25 protein-coding genes and 2 tRNA genes are annotated in these 23,890 nt (G+C 29.3%); 9 read left to right on the forward strand and 18 right to left on the reverse strand.

Features of this window, described 5'->3' with window-relative positions; genetic code table 11:
- Positions 1 to 9: 9 nt before the first annotated feature.
- The 12 genes from rpoB to QIA21_RS02575 form a co-directional block, all read right to left on the reverse strand.
- Positions 10 to 3,477, reverse strand: a complete 3,468-nt coding sequence (gene rpoB, locus QIA21_RS02520; RefSeq protein ID WP_301393018.1) for a DNA-directed RNA polymerase subunit beta — start codon at positions 3,475 to 3,477, stop codon at positions 10 to 12.
- Positions 3,478 to 3,559: 82 nt separating this feature from the next.
- Positions 3,560 to 3,937: a 50S ribosomal protein L7/L12 gene (gene rplL, locus QIA21_RS02525; protein ID WP_091972363.1), complete on the reverse strand. Its 378-nt coding sequence runs from the start codon at positions 3,935 to 3,937 to the stop codon at positions 3,560 to 3,562.
- A 69-nt stretch (positions 3,938 to 4,006) separates the two neighbouring features.
- On the reverse strand, positions 4,007 to 4,495 hold the full coding sequence (gene rplJ, locus QIA21_RS02530) for a 50S ribosomal protein L10 (RefSeq protein WP_301393019.1): 489 nt from the start codon (positions 4,493 to 4,495) through the stop codon (positions 4,007 to 4,009).
- 4 nt (positions 4,496 to 4,499) lie between these two features.
- Positions 4,500 to 5,180, reverse strand: coding sequence for a 50S ribosomal protein L1 (rplA, locus tag QIA21_RS02535; RefSeq protein WP_301393020.1), 681 nt, complete (start codon positions 5,178 to 5,180; stop codon positions 4,500 to 4,502).
- Complete coding sequence (gene rplK, locus QIA21_RS02540; RefSeq protein WP_091972357.1) at positions 5,180 to 5,611, reverse strand: 50S ribosomal protein L11; 432 nt, start codon at positions 5,609 to 5,611, stop codon at positions 5,180 to 5,182. Before rplK ends, rplA begins: the two co-directional genes overlap by 1 nt.
- Before the next feature lie 54 nt (positions 5,612 to 5,665).
- Positions 5,666 to 6,220 (reverse strand): transcription termination/antitermination protein NusG, encoded by a 555-nt coding sequence (gene nusG, locus QIA21_RS02545; RefSeq protein WP_091972355.1) that lies wholly within the window; start codon positions 6,218 to 6,220, stop codon positions 5,666 to 5,668.
- Between the two features lie 23 nt (positions 6,221 to 6,243).
- Positions 6,244 to 6,414, reverse strand: a complete 171-nt coding sequence (secE, locus tag QIA21_RS02550; protein WP_091972353.1) for a preprotein translocase subunit SecE — start codon at positions 6,412 to 6,414, stop codon at positions 6,244 to 6,246.
- A gap of 26 nt (positions 6,415 to 6,440) precedes the next feature.
- A tRNA-Trp gene (locus QIA21_RS02555) sits at positions 6,441 to 6,513 on the reverse strand.
- A gap of 8 nt (positions 6,514 to 6,521) precedes the next feature.
- Entirely contained in the window at positions 6,522 to 6,701 is a 180-nt protein-coding gene (rpmG, locus tag QIA21_RS02560; RefSeq protein WP_002556991.1) for a 50S ribosomal protein L33, read from the reverse strand.
- Between the two features lie 27 nt (positions 6,702 to 6,728).
- Positions 6,729 to 6,801 (reverse strand) — tRNA-Thr (locus QIA21_RS02565).
- A gap of 73 nt (positions 6,802 to 6,874) precedes the next feature.
- Positions 6,875 to 7,723 (reverse strand): hypothetical protein, encoded by an 849-nt coding sequence (locus tag QIA21_RS02570; protein ID WP_091972351.1) that lies wholly within the window; start codon positions 7,721 to 7,723, stop codon positions 6,875 to 6,877.
- Positions 7,724 to 7,736: 13 nt separating this feature from the next.
- A complete protein-coding gene (locus tag QIA21_RS02575; RefSeq protein WP_301393021.1) occupies positions 7,737 to 8,768 on the reverse strand; it encodes a hypothetical protein in 1,032 nt (343 codons plus the stop codon).
- A 321-nt stretch (positions 8,769 to 9,089) separates the two neighbouring features.
- Here QIA21_RS02575 and QIA21_RS02580 point away from each other — a divergent pair, with 321 nt between their 5' ends.
- Positions 9,090 to 9,749: an ankyrin repeat domain-containing protein gene (locus QIA21_RS02580; RefSeq protein WP_301393022.1), complete on the forward strand. Its 660-nt coding sequence runs from the start codon at positions 9,090 to 9,092 to the stop codon at positions 9,747 to 9,749.
- 10 nt (positions 9,750 to 9,759) lie between these two features.
- Here QIA21_RS02580 and QIA21_RS02585 read toward each other — a convergent pair whose 3' ends face one another.
- The gene (locus QIA21_RS02585) at positions 9,760 to 11,310 is read right to left on the reverse strand and encodes a hypothetical protein (RefSeq protein WP_301393023.1); all 1,551 of its coding nucleotides are present in this window, start codon (positions 11,308 to 11,310) and stop codon (positions 9,760 to 9,762) included.
- A 106-nt stretch (positions 11,311 to 11,416) separates the two neighbouring features.
- Between QIA21_RS02585 and QIA21_RS02590 the strand changes: the two genes are divergently transcribed.
- On the forward strand, positions 11,417 to 12,619 hold the full coding sequence (locus tag QIA21_RS02590) for a dicarboxylate/amino acid:cation symporter (protein WP_091972344.1): 1,203 nt from the start codon (positions 11,417 to 11,419) through the stop codon (positions 12,617 to 12,619).
- 11 nt (positions 12,620 to 12,630) lie between these two features.
- Here QIA21_RS02590 and proS read toward each other — a convergent pair whose 3' ends face one another.
- Together proS and QIA21_RS02600 are read right to left on the reverse strand one after the other, a co-directional pair.
- Positions 12,631 to 14,097: a proline--tRNA ligase gene (gene proS / locus QIA21_RS02595; RefSeq protein WP_301393024.1), complete on the reverse strand. Its 1,467-nt coding sequence runs from the start codon at positions 14,095 to 14,097 to the stop codon at positions 12,631 to 12,633.
- A 51-nt stretch (positions 14,098 to 14,148) separates the two neighbouring features.
- Complete coding sequence (locus tag QIA21_RS02600; RefSeq protein ID WP_301393025.1) at positions 14,149 to 14,826, reverse strand: DUF2259 domain-containing protein; 678 nt, start codon at positions 14,824 to 14,826, stop codon at positions 14,149 to 14,151.
- Positions 14,827 to 14,989: 163 nt separating this feature from the next.
- Between QIA21_RS02600 and QIA21_RS02605 the strand changes: the two genes are divergently transcribed.
- Genes QIA21_RS02605 through QIA21_RS02615 form a run of 3 tightly spaced genes read left to right on the forward strand, consistent with a single transcriptional unit; the run spans position 14,990 to position 16,621 of the window.
- Positions 14,990 to 15,391 (forward strand): hypothetical protein, encoded by a 402-nt coding sequence (locus tag QIA21_RS02605; protein ID WP_301393026.1) that lies wholly within the window; start codon positions 14,990 to 14,992, stop codon positions 15,389 to 15,391.
- Positions 15,388 to 15,999 (forward strand): DUF3996 domain-containing protein, encoded by a 612-nt coding sequence (locus tag QIA21_RS02610; protein WP_301393027.1) that lies wholly within the window; start codon positions 15,388 to 15,390, stop codon positions 15,997 to 15,999. Before QIA21_RS02605 ends, QIA21_RS02610 begins: the two co-directional genes overlap by 4 nt.
- Positions 16,000 to 16,009: 10 nt before the next feature.
- Positions 16,010 to 16,621, forward strand: a complete 612-nt coding sequence (locus QIA21_RS02615; RefSeq protein WP_091972333.1) for a DUF3996 domain-containing protein — start codon at positions 16,010 to 16,012, stop codon at positions 16,619 to 16,621.
- A gap of 51 nt (positions 16,622 to 16,672) precedes the next feature.
- Here QIA21_RS02615 and manA read toward each other — a convergent pair whose 3' ends face one another.
- Together manA and QIA21_RS02625 are read right to left on the reverse strand one after the other, a co-directional pair.
- Positions 16,673 to 17,788 (reverse strand): mannose-6-phosphate isomerase, class I, encoded by a 1,116-nt coding sequence (gene manA, locus QIA21_RS02620; RefSeq protein WP_301393028.1) that lies wholly within the window; start codon positions 17,786 to 17,788, stop codon positions 16,673 to 16,675.
- Complete coding sequence (locus QIA21_RS02625) at positions 17,785 to 19,662, reverse strand: fructose-specific PTS transporter subunit EIIC (RefSeq protein ID WP_301393029.1); 1,878 nt, start codon at positions 19,660 to 19,662, stop codon at positions 17,785 to 17,787. Before QIA21_RS02625 ends, manA begins: the two co-directional genes overlap by 4 nt.
- A 187-nt stretch (positions 19,663 to 19,849) precedes the next feature.
- Between QIA21_RS02625 and QIA21_RS02630 the strand changes: the two genes are divergently transcribed.
- The 3 genes from QIA21_RS02630 to QIA21_RS02640 are packed head-to-tail and all read left to right on the forward strand — an operon-like array spanning position 19,850 to position 22,133.
- Positions 19,850 to 20,479 carry a hypothetical protein gene (locus tag QIA21_RS02630; protein ID WP_301393030.1) on the forward strand — a complete coding sequence of 210 codons (630 nt, stop codon included), beginning with the start codon at positions 19,850 to 19,852 and terminating at the stop codon, positions 20,477 to 20,479.
- Positions 20,476 to 21,357 carry a DNA/RNA non-specific endonuclease gene (locus tag QIA21_RS02635; protein WP_301393031.1) on the forward strand — a complete coding sequence of 294 codons (882 nt, stop codon included), beginning with the start codon at positions 20,476 to 20,478 and terminating at the stop codon, positions 21,355 to 21,357. Before QIA21_RS02630 ends, QIA21_RS02635 begins: the two co-directional genes overlap by 4 nt.
- On the forward strand, positions 21,354 to 22,133 hold the full coding sequence (locus QIA21_RS02640; RefSeq protein WP_301393032.1) for a hypothetical protein: 780 nt from the start codon (positions 21,354 to 21,356) through the stop codon (positions 22,131 to 22,133). The genes QIA21_RS02635 and QIA21_RS02640 overlap by 4 nt, the downstream gene beginning before the upstream one ends.
- Here the strand turns inward: QIA21_RS02640 and QIA21_RS02645 are convergent.
- Positions 22,121 to 22,741: a diacylglycerol/polyprenol kinase family protein gene (locus QIA21_RS02645; RefSeq protein WP_301393033.1), complete on the reverse strand. Its 621-nt coding sequence runs from the start codon at positions 22,739 to 22,741 to the stop codon at positions 22,121 to 22,123. The genes QIA21_RS02640 and QIA21_RS02645 overlap by 13 nt on opposite strands.
- Positions 22,742 to 23,005: 264 nt before the next feature.
- Here QIA21_RS02645 and QIA21_RS02650 point away from each other — a divergent pair, with 264 nt between their 5' ends.
- Positions 23,006 to 23,863 (forward strand): protein-glutamate O-methyltransferase, encoded by an 858-nt coding sequence (locus QIA21_RS02650; protein ID WP_091972318.1) that lies wholly within the window; start codon positions 23,006 to 23,008, stop codon positions 23,861 to 23,863.
- Positions 23,864 to 23,890: the final 27 nt, after the last annotated feature.

The raw sequence follows: 23,890 nt of genomic DNA on the forward strand, positions 1-23,890 counted from the left end.
TCCAAAAACTTAGCTTTTATTAATCAATTCTTCTTCTTTCTCTGTCAAAGGAACTTGATTACCATTATCATCATAAATTGACAAATCAAGTCCAAGCCCTCTAAGCTCTTGCATTAGCACATTAAAGGACTCGGGGATCCCTGATACATTAGTAGGAACACCTTTTACTATATTCTCATATATCTTGACTCTACCCGACATATCATCAGATTTAACTGTTAAAAGTTCTTGAAGAGTGTGAGCTGCACCATAAGCCTCAAGAGCCCAAACCTCCATTTCTCCAAGTCTTTGCCCACCAAATTGAGCTTTTCCTCCAAGAGGTTGTTGGGAAACAAGAGAATATGGCCCTGTTGATCTTGCATGCATTTTATCATCGACAAGATGGTGAAGTTTAAGCATGTAAATCACTCCAACCATTACTTCATTTTCAAACGGCTCTCCCGTATAACCATCATATAAAACTTCTTTAGAAGTTGAATTAAATCCAGCTTTTTTTAATTTTTCTTGAATCTGTTCATTTGTAGCAGATTCAAAAACAGGAACATTGTAAGATTCACCTAAATATTTACCAGCAAGACCTAATTGCGATTCCATTAACTGCCCGATATTCATTCTAGATGGAACTCCTAAAGGATTTAAGCATATGTCAAGGGGAGTCCCATCTGCAAGATAAGGCATATCTTCAACGGGAAGAATTTTTGCAACAACACCCTTATTGCCATGTCGTCCAGCCATTTTATCACCCTCTTTAAGCTTCCTTTTTTTAGCGACATAAACTTTAAGTATCTCCTCAACACCAGGAGAAAGATTGCCAACATCCTCTTTAGTAATCCTTTGAACATCAATAACTGTGCCCTCAGTACCATGGGGAACTTTTAACGAATTATTTTTAACATCTTTTGCTTTTTCTCCAAAAATGGAAGTTAAAAGTCTAAATTCAGGAGTAATGTCTCCTTCTGACTTTGGAGTAACTTTACCAACCAAAATATCCCCAGGCTTTACATAAGTTCCTATCCGTATAATCCCATTTTCATCCAATTTGTTTAGTATCTTTTCGCTAACATTTGGTATATCTCCTGTAACCTTCTCAGGACCAAGCTTAGTCTCTCTTACCTCTATGCTGAATTCTTTAATATGAATAGATGTATAAAGATCTTCTTTTACGATTCGATCAGAAATCAATATGGCATCCTCATAATTAAATCCATTCCAAGGAATAACCCCTAACAATAAATTATTACCAAGAGCAAGCTCTCCATATCTAGTAGCAGGGCCATCAGCTATTATCTCACCCCTTTCAACCTTTTGACCCTCTTTAACCAAAACGGATTGATTAAAACAAGTATCTTGATTTGTTCTTTCGTACTTAACAATATGATACTCATCTAAATCTTTAGCATTCTCTGATTCAAAAGGCTTAACAACTACTTTATTACTTGTTGCAAGAATGACTTCTCCACTTCTTTTAGCCTTAACTACTACTCCTGAATCCTTTGCAACAACACTTTCCATGCCCGTACCAACAATCGGAGGTTTAGGAAAAAGCAGAGGTACCGCTTGTCTTTGCATATTAGAACCCATAAGAGCTCGATTTGCATCATTGTGCTCAAGAAAAGGAATTAATGCCGAAGATACTGAAATTAACTGCCTAGGAGAGACATCCATATAGTCTATATTTTTAGGATTTGTTGTAGTATAATCACCAGAAATTCTAACAGAAACTAAATCTTCAAGATATTTTCCATTAGAATTAAAAGCAGCATTGGCTTGAGCAATACATTTTTTCTCTTCGTCAATAGCAGATAAATATTCTAATTCGTCAGTCACCTTTCCATTAACAACCTTCCTATAAGGAGTTTCTAAAAAACCATAATCATTAACTCTAGAATAAGTAGCCAAAGAAACAATAAGCCCAATATTTGGTCCTTCGGGAGTTTCAATAGGACACATTCTGCCATAATGAGTATAATGCACATCTCTTACTTCAAATCCTGCTCTATCTCTTGAAAGCCCCCCCGGCCCAAGAGCATTAAGACGCCTTTTATGGGTAAGTTCGGCCAAAGGATTAACCTGATCCATGAACTGTGAGAGCTGACTGGTCGCAAAAAATTCTTTAACAGCAGATACAATAGGTTTAACACTTATTAATTCTTGGGGCTTTAGATTAAAAACTTCCTTGTTAGACATTCTATCTTTAGCAATTTTTTCAACTCTTGACATAGCCCCTTTATATATATTGGTAAGAAGCTCTCCAACAGAACGAACCCTTCTATTTCCTAAATGATCAATATCATCAAGAACATCATGGCCTTCATATATTCTCAAAAGATGAGATATAGTATTAACAATGTCATTCATAGTTAAAACCGATGTACTTAAATCGTCAAATCCAAATTTTTTAGAAAGTTTGTAACGCCCCACACGTCCAAGATCATATCTTCTTTCAGAAAAGAATATGGTTTTTAAATCATTCTCAGCATTATCAATCGATATTGGCTCACCGGGAAAAAGAGCACCATAAACAGCAAGCATAACCGATTCTTTTGGAAGCTCTTTAGAACCATCCTTTAAGGCAAAAAAAGCATCCTCTTTCTCAAGACAATTTAAAATAACATTTGAACTCACAAAGTACTTTCCAGAAATAGAATCATAACCATCAAAATCAACAAGTTCTATTTCATTTACTCCATTTTGTAAAAAATCTTCAACATCTTGCAGAGTAATTTTATCTCCTGCTCGATAATACATATTCTCTTTTATGCTAATACTCTTGGCTAAATATTGACCTGGAAGATCTCTTTTTGTACCATCCTCGACTTTAATTTTTTTAATGTTATAAAACGTTTCTATTATTTTTTCTCTCGTATCAAACCCTAAAGCTCTTAAAAAAAGAGTTATGAGTATTCTTTTTTTTCTATCTATTTTTACATAAAGATAATCTTTTTTAGAATCAATCTCAAATTCTAACCAAGAACCGCGATAAGGAATTATTCTAGCGGAATACAAATCTTTTTCTTTATAAAAAACAACTCCTGGAGATCTATGAATCTGAGAAACAACAACCCTCTCAGCCCCATTGATAATAAAAGTGCCCCTTTCTGTCATTAAAGGAATAGTTCCCATATACACGTCTTTTTGCCTTATTTCCCCAGTAGTCAAAAATTGCAAATTTAGCCTTACTTTTAAAACAGCTTCATAACTTTGACCTTTTCTTTTACATTCTTTTTCTGTAAAATCAAGAGCATCATTTTCTATATAGTATCTTTCATACTCAAGAGCGACATCACCATTGCCACTTTTGATGGGAAATATATTTCTAAAAACAGACTCAAGGCCTTCATTGAGTAAAGGTTTTTTATTTTTTAATTTATCAAGTTGTAAAAATTTTTCATAAGAATTTAATTGTATTTCTATCAGGTTAGGTAAGTCTAAAATCTCATCAGCTCTTCCTTGTCCCAGATGAACTCTTTTTACCATTAAAAGACTCCTTTTTTAAGACATAACAAGCCGCATATCATAACGACATGCGGAATAACAACTTTGATATATTTTTAATTTTTTATTTAACTTCAACTTTTGCGCCAACTGCCTCAAGTTTCTTTTTCAATTCCTCAGCATCTGACTTAGAAAGACCTTCTTTAATAGCTTTGGGAGCAGATTCAACTAAAGCCTTAGCTTCTCCAAGACCAAGTCCTGTAATAGCTCTAACCTCTTTTATAACATTTATCTTGCTATCACCAAAAGACATAAGAATTACATCAAATTCGGTTTGTTCTTCAGAATCGGCTGAGCCTGTTGAAGCAGCACCCCCTCCAACAGCAGCAACAGCAGCAGCAGTTACTCCGAACTTTTCTTCAATAGCTGTTACAAGGTCAACAACTTCCATAGTTTTTGCACCCTCAAGCCAAGCTAAAATATCTTCTTTATTTAGTGCCATATTAACTCCTTATATATTTCATTTTACAGTGATAGCATGCACTCAAAAATTAAGACTAACACTGCCATGTTAATTTTTAACATCAGCCAAAGCTTTTAATGTTCTTGCAAGCTTAGAAACTGGCGCTTTTAACACGCTAGCAAACAAAGAAATAGACTCTTTTTTGGTAGGAAGCTTGCTATAAGCTTGAACTTTAGCCTCATCATAAAACTCTCCTAAAACAAAACCACCCTTTACTTTTAAGGTACTATTTTTTACAAAATCGTAAAAAATCTTTGCTATTACATTAGCCTCCTCCAGCGCAGCAACAACAACTGTAGGCCCAACCAAACAAGAATCAACAACATCAATATTCTTTTCTTTTAAAACCATCTTCATTATATTGTTTTTAACAACTTTTAAGGCTCCATGTTCGCTTTCTATTTTATTGCGAAGATCTGTCAACTGAGATACACTCAAGCCTCTATAATCTAAGAAAAAAAGATTTTGCTTACTATCTATAAATTTTTTTAATAAATCGAACATTTCCAACTTTTTAGAATTTACCTTTGCACTCATACTGTCACCTCCAAACAAAATCAACTTTTATAGAAGGCCCCATAGTACTTGAAATATAAATACTATCTATAAAAACTCCCTTCAAGTCGCTCGGTCTTCTTTTAATAACTTCCTTGATAAATTCCTCATAATTTTCTTTTATTTTTTCATTGTCCATAGAAGACTTACCAAGAGAAAAGCTTATTACACCATTTTTATTTGCTCTAAATTCTGTTCTACCTTTTTTAAGGCTGCTGATTGCATCCTTAAGATTATTTGTAACTGTTTGAGTTTTTGGATTGGGCATTAAACCTCTTTTCCCTAAAATAGGGCCGAGTCTTCCAACATCCTTCATCATATCAGGAGTTGCAACAACAATATCAAATTCATCCCAACCACCTTTAATCTTATTTATAAGATCATCATCTCCAACATAAGTTGCACCAAAAGCCCTAGCCTCATCTGCTCGATCACCTTTTGCAAAAACAAGTATTCTTTTTGGCTTCATAAACTGATTTGGCAAAACTATAGTGTCTCTAACAGTATGATTCTTTTTTAAATTAAGGTTAACAGATATATCTATGGTTTCATCGAATTTAACAAATTTAACTTCCTTTAACAATGAAATTGCATCTTCAATGCTATAAAACTTACTCTTATCTACTTTGGAAAAAGCCGCAATATATTTTTTACCCTTTTTTGACATTATTTTTCTACCTCAACACCCATTGAACGCGCACTTCCTGAAATAATCTTAAATGCTGCTGATTCCGACTTTGCATTTAAATCAGGCATTTTAATTTTTGCTATCTCCATCAACTTTTCTTTTGATATAGTTCCAACTTTATCTGTGTTGGATTTTTTAGATCCTGATTCTATCCCAATAGCTTTTTTAATTAAAATTGAAGCCGGGGGAGTCTTTATAATAAAAGAAAAACTTTTGTCGCTATAAACAGTAATAATAACAGGAACCACAATGCCGGGATCCATCTTTGAGGTTCTCTCATTAAATTCCTTTACAAACTGGGGCCCACTAACTCCATGGGGTCCAAGCGCTTGCCCTATTTTAGCTCCTGGAGCTGCTTGAGCAGCTGGAACCTGCAATTTAATCCAAGAAATTGCTTTTTTTTTTGCCATATTATTATCTCCTTATGGTAATAACGCCTTCAAAGCTCCCATTAGTATCAAATTTTAAATCTTTTCTATATGCTGAAAATCAACTTCAACAGGCGTTGACCTTCCAAAAATTTGAACTGCAACTTTTAATTTCTTTCTTTCGTAATCAATAGAACTAATAAGCCCTTCAAAAGAATCAAAAGGTCCGCCTTTAATTCTAACCCTTTCTCCTTCTTCAAAGTCATAAAGCATAAAAATAGATTTATTTGCTTTAATCTCACCAGTAAGCATAAAAACACTTTTTACTTCTTCATCATTGATAGGAATAGGTCTTTGCCCCTTGCTAACACCAACAAAATTAATAACACCTTGAACTTTAATAATATTAGCAACAATATCTTTCCAACCTACTTCTGGAAGATCTAGCTCAATAAGAATATAACCTGGCCAAATTTTTCTCTCTCTTATTCTTTTCTTACCATTTCTTATCTCTTCCACTTTTTCAATAGGAGCTTTGACATCTAACACTACACTACCAAAAACACCTTCACTTATCAAAAGTCTTATGTCTTGCTCTATCTTTTTCTCATATTGAGAATAAGTTTGAACTACATACCAAGCTCTAGACATAATTTGCCCTTCTTAAAATCAAACTAAAATACATAAGTTACAACAAGAAACATGAGATAATCAACTATACCTAAGAAGATTGAAACAAATAATACCAACCAAAAAACTTGTTTTCCATTTTCAACCACCTCATTATACTTAGGCCATGTTACCTTCTTAAGCTCCAAGATACTATCTCTGATAAACCTAAACACTTAAAGCCTCACTTTAATTCTAACAACAGGTCAGGAGGGATTCGAACCCCCAACATACAGTTTTGGAGACTGTCGTTCTACCGTTGGAACTACTGACCTATTATTTATTATTTTATTTTTCCTTCCTTATGAAGAGTGTGTTTCCGTAATTTTGGACAATATTTCATCAATTCTAACTTCTCTTGCTTATTACGTCTATTCTTAGTAGTGGTATAATTCCTAATTCCGGTCTCTTCACAAATCAAAGATATAAGCTCAACAGCTCCTTTTCCCTTCTTTTTACCCATACAACAAAACTCCTAACTACCAATAAAAGCCCTCAATCGGACTTGAACCGACGACCCCCACCTTACCATGGTGGTGCTCTACCAACTGAGCTATAAGGGCATTAATTCCTTATAAAACTCTTTATTATCTTAGTTGATTACTTGGAAAAAAACAAGTACCAAGTTTAATTTTCTTACTTTATTACAACAAGTTTTCCGTCTTGTAAAAGCTTAATGTTGTTACTATTTGAAAATAACTTATTAATATTATACTCGTCGAGTATAATATCTGTATTATTTTTACCATAAATACTTTTGGCAACTAATTTTAAAGGACGGTATCCAATCCTATTTTTATTGTTATAAAGAACATCATTACTATATTCAAGCATTCCCCATTTTCTCAAAGCTTCTGAAGAAACCATTCTCTTGTCAAAATATGGCCTAATGTTTTCATCATAAATTTTGATAAAAAAAGAGTCTTCTAATTTTTTAGAACCAAAAGCATTATTGTAGACTTCACCTACATAAATCACAACTCCTGTATAATCGGTTTTATCAACATCAGAATTTACCAATGGATAAAAAGCTTTATAAGGTTTTTCATGCGAAAAAAATAAATTTATAAAATCGGGAAAAAGACTAAGCTCATACCTAACAGTTAAACTTCTTAAATCTTCTGAATATTTTATATAAGATCTTTTCAAAATACTATTGGGACCTGAAAAATTAAGTATTAAGCTGGGATTTAGGTCAAAATAATCCTTAAAAGTGTTTTCAGAGTCCATAATTATCTTAAAAAGAGACTCTCTTATTAGCGTATCTTTAAAATCATTAATGGTTGCTATTAATTTAGACGCTGTATTTAAACCTACTGGCCTAAATTCATTTTCATTAATTTCCTTAACAATATCAAAACAAATAACCTTCCTATCCCAATCGATTATTCTATGCACACTTGTCTCGGCAACATCATCTTTTATTATAGAAACATTAGAATAAAGTATAAATAAATAACTAAAAAGAAACTTAAGAAAATGCATTATCTTCTTCCTATTATTTTTTACCTAAATAAACACCTATCCAAGTCCAACCATTATTAATTTCTGGATCTTTAGGATAAACAATTTTTTTAAAAACAAAATACCATTCCCTAATATGGTCCCAGCCACTTGATTCAAGATAAGATATATCATCGCTAGAATCCGCCTCAAGATGCTTTGCAAATTGTATTCCGTTTTTTCTTCTCCCCCCAAGCTTAATCATAGTGGTTAAAAAGCTGTTAGTATTAATGGAATTACTTTTTCCGCCCTTTTGATCCCAGCTTTGAATAAAAAAATTATTCTTATCTCTTATATTAAGCAATTTTGAAGTATCCCCGGAAAGAACAAAATTTTTAACATCTTGGATTAAATCTCCCAAATTTCTATAAACAACAAACTCTGGATTATTAAAATAATTAATTTTTGTAACAACATTAAAATAGTCTCTAGAATCTATTTTTAATTGTGATCTTGGAATTGAAAGAAATTTTTTATAATAGAAATAAGATTCATCATAATCTTGAACATCTTCCAAACTTAATGCAAGATTATAAAAATAATTACCCTTTTCCTCACTATTTAAATCATCAATTCCTGTATTTAATATAAATTTATAATACTTGATCTTATCGATTGAATCAATATTTAAATTAACAATCTTTTTAGCCACTCTTGTTTTCACTGAACGGTTTTCGTAAAAAAAATCATCAAAATTGTCAACAACATGCTTGTAAATACTAAAAGCTACAAAATCTTCTCCCATAGAATTATAAATGTTACCCATTAAATAAAGGTACAAAGGATAATATTCTCTAGATCCATCATCAATAATTCCACTATTTACAATTTCTAAAGCATTTTCATAATTTTTATTTGCAATACATATATTAACAACTCTATCAACAATAAGAAACTTATCTAATCTATTCTTATTAGAAGATTTTAAAAGGTAAATAAGATTTTGAATCTCACTTTGTTTTTGCTTACAAGAAAGAAACAAAAACAAAATCAAAACAAATTTAGCAATTTCAATCAACAGATTCATAAAAGCATTTTACAATATAAACTATATATAATAGAATACACACCTCAATTTAAAAAATTATCAAAATTTTGCAAATACTAACTTAACATAACCACATTTTATATCAACACCAATACAAAAGCTATCAAAACAGTAAAACTAACGCCTAAATTACAAATTTAGTATAAAATAGACAAAAAATCATTTCACAATTGTCAATTATGACCAAAAACATTGAAAAATGCTCTTATGATAAACTATAATAAATGTTAATTTATACTTATTAAAAAAGCAATCATCTAAAATTAAACACTTTATTAAAGGAACATAAATCTCTAAAACATGAAAAAAGAATTCATTGTACCTTTATTGTTATTACAAATAACAATGAATTTAAATTCAACAAACACTAATACAAGTGTCTCAATAGTAAAAGAATTACAAAAAAATTTATATGCTTTCAATAGCAAAGATTATCAAAACAATAAAAACACTCTAAATAAATTTATAAATTCAATAAATATAAACGATAAAAAAACTTTACAAAATTTAGAAAAAATTAAAAACGATCTTTTTATAATATCTGTTTTTTTCAACAATAAAAAAGGAGTTTTAATTGCGCTAAATCTTGGAGCAGAAATAAACTTTAAACATAAAATATCTCCAATTTCAATTTCAATAATAAACAATGAATTTGAAATCGTAAAAATATTAATAGATTATGGAATAAAGCTTAATCAAATAGATGATACGGGTCATTCTCCAATATTTTGGGCAATATATACTAGTAACGAAAAAATATTTGAATTTTTAAAAGAAAGTGGAGCTGACTTAAGCTCTACGCTTGAAAATAGAAAAACACCAATGCAAGCTGCAATAAAAACAGAAAATATAAAATTAATCGAATCACTGGGGAAGAAAAAAATTTACATTGACGACAATTACAAAAAAGAACTTAAAACACTTAAAAACAAAGAAATAATTAGAATTCTAGCAAAATAAAAAAACAAATTCAATATCCATCGGATGCTTGAATATTTTTATCTTTATCAATCAGATCCTTGTATATAAAAGATTTTTTAGCAAGTACCTCTTTTAAATTTTTAGAAAAGGGTAAATTCCTCCACATTATACCACGTACCAATTTCTCAAGCTTTTGAATTCCTTTACTTTCCTTCTCTATCCAAAGAAAATAATCTTCTAGAAAAAAATTTTTAACATTTCCTTTTTTAATAAACTTAACATAATAATCGTAATATTGCCCTGTAAGTCCTGTTTCCATCCATCTAAAAGAGGCTTGTTCTTTTGCAAGTTCCCAAACAAAATCGCCAATGCCTAAAATAACCGCTTTTCTTAAGTTTTTGGCATACATAGGTATTAATATTTTACCCCTGCCATTTGCTCTGTTCTTAATATCAATTGATTCCCAACAAATTCCTTTATCTCCATAAGAAGGTATTAATATAAAATAAGGAACTACCCTAATCAAATCTCCTCTGTAAGCTTTTTGAAAAAGTCTGGGCTGAATATCTTCGATTTCCCAAACAAGCTGCATAATTCTTTCTCTACTTCCAAAAAATTGGGGGTTAGCAACTACATTATTTCTCAAAAGAATAGGAAAATGATTGCCTCTTGACCCTATTGCAAGTTTATTAGCACTTCTGATAACCTCAACCTCATCATATGCAATAGTTGATTCAAGAGACATTCCAATATTATTCATTTTATTTTGAATTTCAAAAAGCTCTCTGTTAGCATCTTCAATTTTATTAATAAAAACATTGATATCTCTATTTGACTTAATAAGGTCATCAACATAATCACCAGCGAAATTTAAAGGCTTTAAAATTGAATTAGAATAAGGACTTTGCACTTCGTATTCAGACATATAAGTTGAATCGTCTTGACTATTATTTGAGAATAAAAATCCAAACATACTTCTTAACTTGCAAAGAGCTTCTTCTCTAATCTTATCGGTTCTTTTAAGACTGCTCTTTGCAAAATCAATACTTGCCAAAAGTTTTTCTTTCTTATTGAGCAAAATTTTTTCTAGATCTTCTTCTTTAAAATTATCTACCGATAAATCAGTTGCTAATCTACTAAGCTTAAAACTATGAACCCCATAAAGCCATTCATCAAAATAAATAAAAGACTCATTATAATGATTGTCCCAAATAGTTTTTGAAATCAATAGCTGAATTTCAGATCCAAGTGCATTCGGAATAAGAGCAGCAAATCTAAATAAAATTTTCTGCTCCATGGTCAATTTTGAAATATTTTTTGCAATTGATCTGAGAAAAGACCAATAAATATTAATCACTTGATTATATTTTAAAACTCTGTCAACCTCTTCTGACTGTGGATTTAAATAATCCACTAAAACTTTATGAAGCTTAAGACCAATTTCTTTACTGCTTGAAATAAGATTTTTATAAAAATCTTTAGTAAAAAATTGCTTATCATGCTCCTCTAAAGTTAAAATATTTGGTAATCTTGCATCTAAATCTGTATCTACAGAATCAGGATATTTATACAAACAACCCCCAAAAACACCAACAAACAATACAAAAACACAAGTACAATTTTAACTCTAAAGTTTATATTTACAAAAAAATTTAGTACTATTTATTATACGCAGTATACCTTGAATCTCTGAAAGGAAAAGTCATATGAATGTAAAAATTAATTTTTTTTTCACTCTACCTATTGGAATCTTTTTGGGATTATTTCTCCCTCTTGAGATTTACAGCTCTTTATCCCATGCTTTTATAAGATTATCATACTTATCTCTTATTCCTTTTTTAATATTTTCAATTCCATTAGGAATTGAAAATATTATTGAAAATAAAAACTTTAAAAAACTCTTTAGTAAAACAATTTATTATGGAATTTTAACTAATCTATCTGGAGTTGTTGTATCAATAACAGCTGCTATAATATATCTTCCGCAAAGAATCCCAATACTAGAAAAAACAGTACAAAATACATATTTTTTTGAAAAAGAAGCTTTATTAGAAACATTTTTCCCAAAAAATATTTTCAAAATATTTACGTCTAGCAATCCAAATCTACTAAGCATCTATATGATTTCAATAATAATAGGTACCAGCTTTTATTATGCAAAACAAAAGGGCAGAATAGCTAGAGAACTGATGCTTAGCGCATCCAATCTTTTTTACCATGCAAATGGATTTATTGCAAATATGTTAAATGTAGGAATCATTTTTATAACAGCAGATTATACCGCAAGTTTGAAAAACTTTAAAGATTATCAAAATTACACAAATAGCATAACATTCTTTTTGATATGGACAATTATAATTTTATTCGTAATATTACCAACAATCAGTTATAGATTAACAAAAAATTTTGGAATGATATATAAAGGAATCTTTGTATCATTCCAAAACATAATATTTTCAGGATTAACAAAAGATTCTTATTCCCCCTATGTGATCTTAATAGAAGACATTAAAAATGAAAGAATAAATATAAAAAAATCTATAATTATAAACATACCTCTGATAAATTTCGTTTCTAAATTTGGGACTATTTTTGTTTCAGTAATATCATTTTTTATAATTTTAAAATCATATTCTAGTTTACCCATTTCTATCTATGAAATAAGCTATATGAGTACTTTATCATTTTTTTTTGTCCTTGCATTTCCTCATATTCCAAACAGCTTAATTTATATAATTACAATGCTTTGCTCTACCTATACAAAAGGAATAGAGTTAAATGTTTCCAACATAACACCAATGCTACCAATATTAATCTCTTTAGCTTTACTAATTGACTTTGCCTTTAACATTGCAATTATACATATAATAAATTTTAAAGAATTAGAAGATCAAGAAAAAATTAATTAAAGCCAAATAAATTAATAAGATTTGGCAAATAAAACAAAATACTTAGCCTTAGAAGAACAATAAATGCAAGTCATACCTGTTAAATCCTTGGCTTTAAAATCATCAGGAATACATCTAATTGTAGCTTTAGTTTCATTTTTAATAATATTTTCACAATTCAAACTACCACACCAACAAGAAATCACAAATCCAGAATAATCACTCACATGAGTTTTGAATAATTCATAACTATCCTTCCCGTTTCTAAAAATCTCCTTGGTATTTAGGGTCATAAAATTTAGTGCTTTTTTAAATAAATCCTTTTGCATAGAATCAAGTTCTGCCTTAACCTTGCTGACAAGAGAATCAAGTGATATTTGATACTTAAATTTTCTGTCTTTATCTCTTCTTACAATAGTAACAGAATTTAAAAGGATATCATTTATCCCTACTTCAAGACGTATTGGAATTCCCTTAAACTCAGCAGATGAAAATCTAAATCCTGGAGAACTTCTAATATCCTTGTCAATTTCAACCCTAAATTCTGCTTTTTTTAAAGTCTGCACAACACAATCAGAATAGTCCAAAATTCTTTTATTAATTTCATCTTCTTTTTTAAAAATAGGAATAACAATAATTTCTATTGGAGCAATGCGAGGCGGCAAAATTAAACCCTTCTCATCAGAATGAACCATAATCAAAGCACCAATCAATCTAGTAGAAACACCCCAACTACTAGCAAATACATGTCTCATCTTGCCATCTTTGTCTTGAAATTTTACACCAAATGCCTTTGCAAAATTTGAACCTAAATAATGAGATGTCGCGACTTGAAGCGCTTTTTTATCTTGCATTAATGCCTCAATTGAATAAGTAGAAACAGCTCCCGCAAATTTTTCCTTTTCAGATTTTTTACCGCAAAAAACTGGAATAGCTAAATAGTCCTCTATAAATTTTTTATATACATCCAAAATAAGCAAAGTTTCTTCTAATGCTTCCTCTTTAGTAGCATGAGCAGTATGTCCTTCTTGCCATAAAAATTCGGTAGTACGCAAAAAAGGTCTTGTTCTCTTCTCCCATCGAATAACATTTGCCCATTGATTAATTTTAATAGGAAGGTCTCTGTAAGACTTAATCCATTTGCTATACATATTCCAAATAATTGTCTCAGAAGTAGGCCTTAAAACTAAAGGCTCCGCCAAACTTTCTCCACCAGCATCCTTAATAATAGCAAACTCAGGTGAAAATCCATCAATATGGTCCTTTTCTTTTTCTAAAAAACTATAAGGAATAAGCATGGGAAAATATGCATTCTCATGTCCTGTCTCCTTAAATTTTTTATCAAGTATACTCTGAATTTTGCTCCAAATAGAATACCCATAAGGCATAATCACCATACACCCTTTTACGGGACTATAATCAGCAAGTTTTGCTCTCTGAACTATATCCAAATACCATTTAGAATAATCATCTTCTTTTGATGCTATAAAATCACTCATACATTATCCTTAACAAAGCATTAAACTTCTTAAAACACTAAATAATTATATTCAATATTTTTTAATTTCAACCATAAACCGCTTATATTTATTTCCATAAGAATTTAACATGATTTTTTCCAAAACAAAAACAATTCCATCTTCATTTGGAAATAAAAAAATCTCTCTTATTTTGTAATCAATAACATTTTTCCTATAGTAATTCCCTCTTCCAACAATAAGATGTTTTTCTATAGTTGAATTACAATATCTGACAGATAAAAAAATATTAAAAGAAGAAGAAAGTTCTTGAAAATTAATATCCTTATTTACAAAAACTTGATATTCATTTCCTGTTTTAAAATCAACAAAATTTAAAAGATCTGTTTCTGGAATTTCACTCTTAACATAAAAATAAATTTCTCGTCCTCTTCTTAGATGATTAATTTTAAATTCCTTAACTTTAAAATTAATCATCTTTAAAAGTTCATAAAGACTTTTATCGTAACTATCTGAATACTCAATGTGCTCCTTAAAAATCCTAGAATGCACTCCGGAGTCTGCAAAATTATTTTTAATAACATCAACAAAGTATACAGAAGAATAATAATATCCATTTTCAAACCCATATTCGCCAAACATAAAATACTGATCATTATTAGAGAATCCTAAATTTTTAAAAAAAATATTTTCTGGAAATCCCAATAAAAAAGAAAAAAAATAAAAAAAAACAATATACAGTTTAATCATAAGCTTTGTATAAGTTTAATAAAAATAAATTATATACTAAACTTATTTTTAATTAATTTAGTCTTAATTAAAATAATATCAAACAGCATTTTAAATTCAAAACTTTGACATACTATTTGTTTATAGATTAAAAACTTAATATTCAAATTTTTGGGATAAATTTTTGAACAAAAGGATCAATAGCCTCAAATTAGTTTCAAAAGCCTTAAAGCAAATAAAGTTTTTTTGCAAGTATTTTAAAATAAAACATTACAATAAAATTTATTTATTGCAAATTCATAGATTTATATTTTTTTTAAAGACCGGAAAAGAAAAGCAAAAATATATTTTCAAAAACCTTATACAAACAAACAAAATTAACATCAATATCCAGTCAAGTAGTATAATAATACCTGTATTTGTGATTAAAAATTTTTTGATAAACAAAACAACTAACAAATTAACAATAAAGTTTTGCTATCAAAATAAGCAAATAAACATCAATATTTTTGATTTTTTACACTTTATTAAAAATATTGTAAAGATAATATCTAAAATTGGATATAAAAAAGGAGAATTTAAATGAGAATGCTATTAGCAACAATAATACTTATTTTAACAACGGGTTTATTAACTGCCCAATCAAAAAGCAAAGCGGGGGTTGAAGATGACTTTGATTTTGAAAAACTTCTTGCAAAAGAAGAGTCTGTACGCCGTTTATTTGGCATAGGCTTTGGAGTTGGATACCCACTTACAAATATTACAATATCTGTCCCATATGTAGACATAGACCTTGGCTACGGAGGGTTCGTAGGACTTAAACCTAACAGTTTCATGCCCTATGTTATAGCAGGAATAGATCTTTTATTCAAAGATGAAATACACAAAAACACTATGATTTCCGGCGGCATTGGAATAGGTGCAGATTGGTCAAAAGGAAGTCCTGAAAAATCGAATGAAAAACTTGGCGACGAAGAAGAAAATGAAATTCAACAATCAGATTCTCTTCAAAATAGAATAGGAGTCGTAATAAGACTACCCTTAGTAATAGAATATAGCTTTCTTAAAAATATTGTGATTGGGTTTAAAGCTGTTGCTACCATTGGAACAACTATGCTATTGAGCAGTCCAATGTCATTTGAAGGAGCTAGATTTAATTTCTTGGGCACAGGCTTTATAAAAATATATATATAATGGAGAATAAATGATAAAAAATTTTAAAAAAATATACATTTTAACATTAGCATTAAGTGCAATGCACCTCTCTTTTGCATCTGACAATTATATGGTCAGATGCAGTAAAGAAGAAGATTCAACCACCTGTATCGCAAAGCTTAAAGGTATAAAAGAAAAAAAAAGTTATGACTTATTTTCAATGGGCATCGGAATAGGCAATCCTATTGCAAACATTATAATTACAATTCCTTATGTAGATATTGATTTTGGATATGGAGGTTTTATTGGCCTTAAGTCAAACAATTTTGAAAATTATCTAAACGGCGGAATAGATATTATTTTCAAAAAGCAAATTGGACAATATATGAAAATCGGCGGTGGCATTGGAATAGGTGCAGATTGGTCAAAAACATCCCTTATACCTCCTGATGAGGAAGAAGAGACTGATTATGAGAGAATAGGCACTGTTATAAGAATTCCTTTTATAATGGAATATAACTTTGCAAAAAATTTATACATAGGATTTAAAGTTTATCCTGCACTAGGACCAACAATATTACTAACAAAGCCAAACATTTTATTTGAAGGAGTTAAATTCAATTTTTTTGGATTTGGATTCATAAAATTTGCATTTAATTAACCAAATAATTAAATTGGCATTAAAATTAAGCTCACACAAGCAAGCTTAATTTTAATTAAAACCAGCAATAAAAGCTTGACCATCTCCATTAATAAACAAGTTTTCAGCTTTTCTGCCTATAAAAATGCTCTCACCCTTGTTAAGACCTAAGGATTTATTTATATTCACACGCCCATCTAAGACTAACAAGATCATTGCACTACTTCTATTGATACAAATACTCTCATTTATTTTTTTTTGAATTAATTTCAAATTAGTATTTGGAAGTCTAAATACACTAAAACTGTTTTTAAAATCGGGATTTAAAAATGATAAAGCTCCTTCATCAAATTGCCCAACTCTTAACATCTCTTCTTTATCAATATATTTGGTAGTAAGTCCAGCTCTAATAACATTGTCGGAATTGGTCATAAGCTCAATGCAGTCTCCCTTAAGATATGCATGTACTTCCTGACTATTTGTATAAAAAACTTCGCCTGGCTTTAGTTTTAAAATATTCATGCCCAAAAATACTAAAAGACCCACATCTACACCATAAATATTGTAAATTTCATTAAACCAGTAACCTCTAAAATCATCAATAAGATTCAAATTTTTTAAAATTTTTTCTATAATATTCTCAAGTTCATAAGTTTGTAAATCAAAAATAGTCTTTACAAAGTCTCTATGTGATTGAAAGTCGAAATTTAATTTCAGAATTTCACAAATTTTTTTAATCTCATCCAAAGGTAAAAAACCTTTTAGCGCATAAAAATCACTCAGGGCATAAATAAGTTCAATTTTAGGATTTTTATCTTTATATATCCTTTTAGGATCATTAATGTCTATCCCTTTATTATTCTCTGATTCATATCCTTTTAAGGCAATATCTTTAGAAGGATGAATTTGAATAGATAAAGGTTTGTTTGCAGACAATACCTTAAACAAAAAAGGAAATTCGTCATCACAACCTAAAAGCTCTTTATGATCTTCTAAAAAATCGCTTAAAAACACATATTCATTTCTATGTAAAATCTTACTAGAAAATGTTTTGTGTGCTCCAAGCCACATTTCAGCCTTAGGCCTTCCATCAATCTTATCGCCCAAAAGATTGGGAATAAAACTAATCCCCCCCCAATCATATTCTTTAATATTATTTTTCATTAAAAAAATATTATCTTCATTCATTCAGATTCCTTTAATTTTAAAGATTTCAAAAAAATTACCAAAGTTGTTGCAACTGCAACTCCAACAGCAATTGCAATAATAAACTCAAATTTATTATCAATAACAGGAAGCACTATTGGCCCTCCGTGTGGAGCATGATTAGCAACACCTAAAAAAGCAGCAATAATGCTTGACACAGCTCCTCCCACCACTATTGAAGGAATTACCCTTCCAGGATCACTAGCAGCAAAAGGGATAGCTCCTTCACTAATACCAATAAATGAAATTAAAAAGGCTATTTTACCAGATTCTTTCTCTTCATTTTCAAATAATTTAGGCGCTAAAAAAGTTGCAAGCCCCATAGCCATAGGGGGAACAGGAATTGCTGCTGCCACCATCCCCATTATTTCTGGCACTTGAGGAATTAGCCCTACTCCAAAAAGAAATGCCACTTTATTAAAGGGCCCACCCATATCAATAGTAATCATTGATCCTAGCACTAAACCTAAAAAAATTTTACCCAACACGCCAAACGTTTCTGAATTACTCTGTAAAGATTTAAGCCCACTCTCAAGCACAGCCATAAATTCTCCAATATAAACACCAACATACAACATAAAAAAGCCAACAATAATAGTGCTTATTAGCGGAATCACAAATATAGGCATTACGGGCCTTAACCACTCAGGAACAGATCTCTTTGCTAAAAACCTTGCAACATAGCCTGCAAGAAACCCTGCAAATATTGCACCCAAGAAACCTGCTTTTACATTTCCAGACATTACTCCACCAACAAGACCGGGAGCAAGACCAGGCTTATCAGCAATTGCCATTGAAATAAACCCAGCAAGCACAGGCAGCATCATTCCAAAAGCCACAGAACCAATATCTGCAATCTGCTTATAAAATGGATGCTCAGAAAAATTAGGTCCATCAGGACCAATCCCAACAAAAGCAATACTAAGAGCAATTAAAATTCCTCCAGTCGCAACAACAGGAATCATTGGAGATACTCCACTCATTAAATATTTATAAAAACTATCTTTGCCTGTTGCAATAGAGCCTTTATAACTGCCATTAGCTCCAGAATCTTTGCAAAAAAATACTGGAGCGTTAAACGCTTCCTTAATAATATTTTCCGTATTGTTTATTGCTTTTACAGTTGAAACTTTATAAACTCTCTTACCTTCAAATCTCTTTTCATCAACATCCTTATCAACAGCAAGTATCACAACAGCTGCATCTCTAATTTCTTCTTCTGTTAAGGCATTTTCAATGCCAATAGATCCTTGGGTTTCAACTCTAATATTGTAACCTTGCTTTTTAGCTTCATTTTCAATTTTCTTTGCTGCAATATATGTATGAGCAACTCCAACAGGACAAGCAGTTACAGCAACTATTTTCTCTGATTTTGTAGCTCCAAAAACCTCTTCTTTGGCTTTTCTTTGAACATTCTCTATGTAATAATAAATGTCATCAGCAGTAACAACACCACTTAAAGCATTTTGAAAAGCATCATCTTCAAAAAGTTTAGCTATAAACGCAATAGCCCTAAGATGCTCATTGCCTTGTTGCTTTTTTGACATACAAATCAAAAATATTAAATTAACAGGGGGATTTTCTTCAGACCATTTAACCCCAGCACCTTTAATGTAAAGCAATGAAATAAAACTGGTCTTAACAACATCTCCTATAAAATGGGGAATTGCAACCCCATTTTCCCAAGAAGTGTCACCTATTTTCTCTCTATCAAGAATTCCTTGAAGAAACTCTTCTTTGCTATCTATATATCCCTTATCATCGATTTTTTCAACTAAAAAATCAATTACATCTTCTTTTGAATTTACTTCTGGCAAAACAAATACAAGATCTTTTTTCAAAAAATTAAAAAACATAAATGCGGTCTCCTAGCAATTAAACATATCGTAATATTGTATAATATACAATAAAAATAGCATACAAAAGCCACCTAGTATAAAAAATATTTTTTATACTAAACAGGAAAATTTTCCTTGAATACATATTCTAATTATAGTATTGAAAAGACACCGCAATTTTTATACCATTTAAAATAATCTGTTTATGAAAAAAACTCCGAACATTTGTATTTCTTTAACATTGCTCATCATTTCTGCTTTAAATGCACTTGCAAATGAAAAAGACAATACTAATGAAAAAAATAATCAATCTGAGCAAAGTTCTAATTTTTTTAGCCCGGAAAGAGGATTCACATATTCTACAGGAATTGGAATTGGAATTGGATTTTTTCTAAATTCAAATATTAAACATCTTATTTTTAGACCCTACTACACCTTCTCTAATAATAGTTTTGATTTTTTAATCATTGCTATGATATTAACAAAAGAAAGCCTTAATATCCCTAAAAATATGCAATACTTTAAATCGTATATTGGAGGAGGAATAAACTGGCATATTGCAAACTTAATTAAAAAAACAAAATATTTTTCCTCCACTATTGGCATAGGTGGTCATTTTTACTTATCTACAAACTTTATAGGGGACATTAAATTTTACGAAAAATTACCCTATGTACTAGAGCCTTACATGTTTATTGAAATTTCTACTAAAAAGGCAATACCTTTAATAGGAATGGACTTTAAAATTGATTTTTTATTTTTAGATACATTTAACATTTCTTTTAATCTCACTATTAGATATAATTTTAAGGACGAAAAAGAAACAGAAACATGAAAAAAAGATCAAAATTTTTTCTTTACTGCTATATTTTATGTCTAACAGGATTTTTATTTTTTTCCTTAAATCCAAAAGTCCTAAAACAAATTAAACATAAAATTTACAATTATTTAGAGATAATAGAAAATAAATACATTAACATTACAAAATTTATTCCAATAAAAGAATCCCAATTAATACCAAAAGGATATCTTACTACCCAAATAATACACAAAAAACACTATACCTTAGGGTATGCTGAAAGTGCAAGACAATCCGAATGGGCTGCTTATCCGCTTAAAAGAGAAATGGTAGAACTGGCATTGACTTTGTTAAAATCAAAAAAAATTAAAAGGAGTTCTAAATTCTTTGAAGACACCAACATCAAAGGCACTTTCCCAAAACTTGAAGATTACTTTAAGAGCGGCTATGACAGGGGACACATAGTAAGTTCTGCAGACATGTCTTTTTCTGAGAATGCAATGAAAGATACATATTTTTTATCCAATATGTCACCTCAAAAAAGCGAATTTAATTCTGGAATTTGGCTAAAACTTGAAAAATTGGTAAGAGAATGGGCAATCTTAAAAGGATATATATATATCATTAGTGCTGGAATTTTAACGGAAAATAAAGGATTTATTGGTAAAAGCAAAATTTTGATACCTAAAAATTTTTATAAAATAGTACTAAACATTAATAACAAAAATTTTTATGACATAATCTCTTTTATTATCCCAAATGAAAAAGCAAAAGACTTGAATTTGAAAAATTATGTTGTCAGCGTCGATTCAATTGAAACAAAAACAAAGATAGATTTTTTTGAAAAACTTAACTCAAAAATTAAAAAAAATATAAAAAAAATCAAAAACACGCATTCTTGGAAGTTTAAATGAAGTCAATACTTGCAAAATTAAACGCTTCTATTAATTTATTTCTCTTTATAATTTTAATTTTAGTAACACTAGTTATACTGATTTTTTCTTATAAAATAAAATACAACGAAAATTATCAAAATTATGTTCTAGAGATTTACAATAATAATTTTATAATGCTAGTTAATAAATTCGCCATCTTTATTACTGGAATCATAGGCTCACTATGGTCATATATTAACTACAAAAGAACCAATAATATACAATTTATACTTTTTTATTGTTTCATCAGTTCATTCACATTAGATCCTATTTTGATCTCTGAAGATTTTTTTTTAAAAAACAACCTAAATTCAAGTTATTACCTATTTACAAAATTTATCCTTTTTGTAAATACTTTTTCATTATTAAATTTATTTTTTCTAAGTTTATATATATGCGATTTCAAAATAAAATCAATACATTATACAATTTACATTATTTTGACCTTTGCATGCATATATAGTTACACAATGCCTATTAATTCATACGAAAATAGCCAAGACTACGGCATTCTTAAAATCGAAAGCACAAAATTTTACATAGACGCATTCTTGTTGCTTATTTTAATAAACTTTATAGTAGCCTTTTTAAGAAAAAAAAACCTTGACTATTTTTTACTTTTTGTTTCAATGCTTTTAATATTAAGTGGAATTTATTTAAATTTGCTAAAAATATCCTATGCCTTTCTCCCAATCTCAGTTGGTATACCAATCTACTTAAAAAAATCAGGAAAAATTTTCTTTTATTGGCTATAAAAAAAGGAAGTTAAAAAATAAGACGAATTTGAAACAACAAGTGGTAAAAATAAATTATCATAATTCGCAGAATCAAAAAGCTCTACTAATACTGCTAAAATTCCAAGAATTAAAGCTGCTGTTAAATAAGGAAAAAAATAATAATATGAAAAAAAAGTAACGCAAAATACAACAAAGCTACCAGAAATCGTTTTATCGTTTACAAGCTTAAAAGAAGGAATTAACTTTCCAGCAAGACTTGCAAATCCATCACCAAGACATACTGAGAATATTCCAATATAATTAAAAGGTTCCATAACTAAGCAATATGATACCAATATGCCTAAAAATAAAAAAACGGGCGAAAAAGATACTTTATTGGGCAATATTTTCCTTGATTTTAATATTATATCTGAAATATTCTTAAAGAAAAGTAGTTTTTTTTTAGTAATTCTAAAAACTTCAGAAGTTAAGTATAAAATCATAAAAAGCATATTAAAGACAAACCCTATCCAAAAATTTATTTCATAAAAAATCAAAACAATTAAGCTAAAAATATGAAAAAATTTTCTAAAAATTTCATACCTAAAATCTTCTTTAAAAATTATTCTTTTAAACTCATTAAACATCATTCAATCTTCATCATCAATCTTTTTAAATAGATATTATTAAATAGGAATTTGCAAATATTTTTTCCAACACTTATTAAATTCCTCATTTATTACTGCAAATAAATTAAAATAAACAAAAACCTTTTTATAAATCCATATTTTATAATAAAATTATTTATGTTAATTTTACAATTTTTTCAAAAAAAAATATTCTTACCTAGAGATTTATTATAAATAAGCAATACTTATTTATAAAGAGAATAATTAAGCAGGTTCCCAAAAATGCTAGAAATTGAAGATGAACTATTTTTAAAATTTTGCGACTTTATATACAACAACAGCGGAATGCGATTTGACGAAAAAAATAAATTTGTTCTTCAAAGCAGAATTAATGACGCGGTAAGAGAACTTGCTATTGAAAATCCATCACAACTTTACAATTTAATAATTAGTGAAAAATTAAAAAAAGAATATTTCTTAGATTTAGTCACAACCAATTTAACAAGATTTTTTAGAAATTCACTACATTTTCAAACTTTTGAAAAATTTGTAATTCCTAATTTAATTAATATTAAAAACATAGAAGAAAAAAATAGAATTATTATCTGGTCTGCAGGATGCTCAACAGGAGAAGAACCTTATTCATTAGCATTTGTACTCAAATCAAAACTTCCAAAAGAAATAGATTTTGTTATTATCGCTTCTGATTTAAGTTTAAAATCTTTGATGATAGCAAAAGAAGGATATTACTCATCAAATAAATGTGAAAATATTCCTAAAGAATACCGACATTATATATATTCTCATTCAAACGGATATAAAATTAAAAATGAAATTAAAAATCACATAAGATTTGATTATCATAATCTAAACTTTGAAAGTAATTTTTCACAAATTGATGTTATTTTTTGTAGAAATGTATTAATATATTTTGATGAAAAATCAAAAATTAAAGTGCTTAAAAAATTTTACAATAACATGTCTAAAAATAGCTATTTATTTATAGGACACTCAGAGTCACTTTTTGGACTTAACCTTCCTTTTAAATTTTTAAAAACACCCTGGGCAATAATATATGAAAAAAAAGATACTGGCTATCAAAAAGAAAAATTTAAATTAAAAAATAAATATAAGTTATAATTTAACAAGAATTTAATAGGGAAAAAG

It is taken from the genome of Borreliella japonica (assembly GCF_030438115.2).
GTDB classification, from domain to species: Bacteria; Spirochaetota; Spirochaetia; order Borreliales; family Borreliaceae; genus Borreliella; species Borreliella japonica.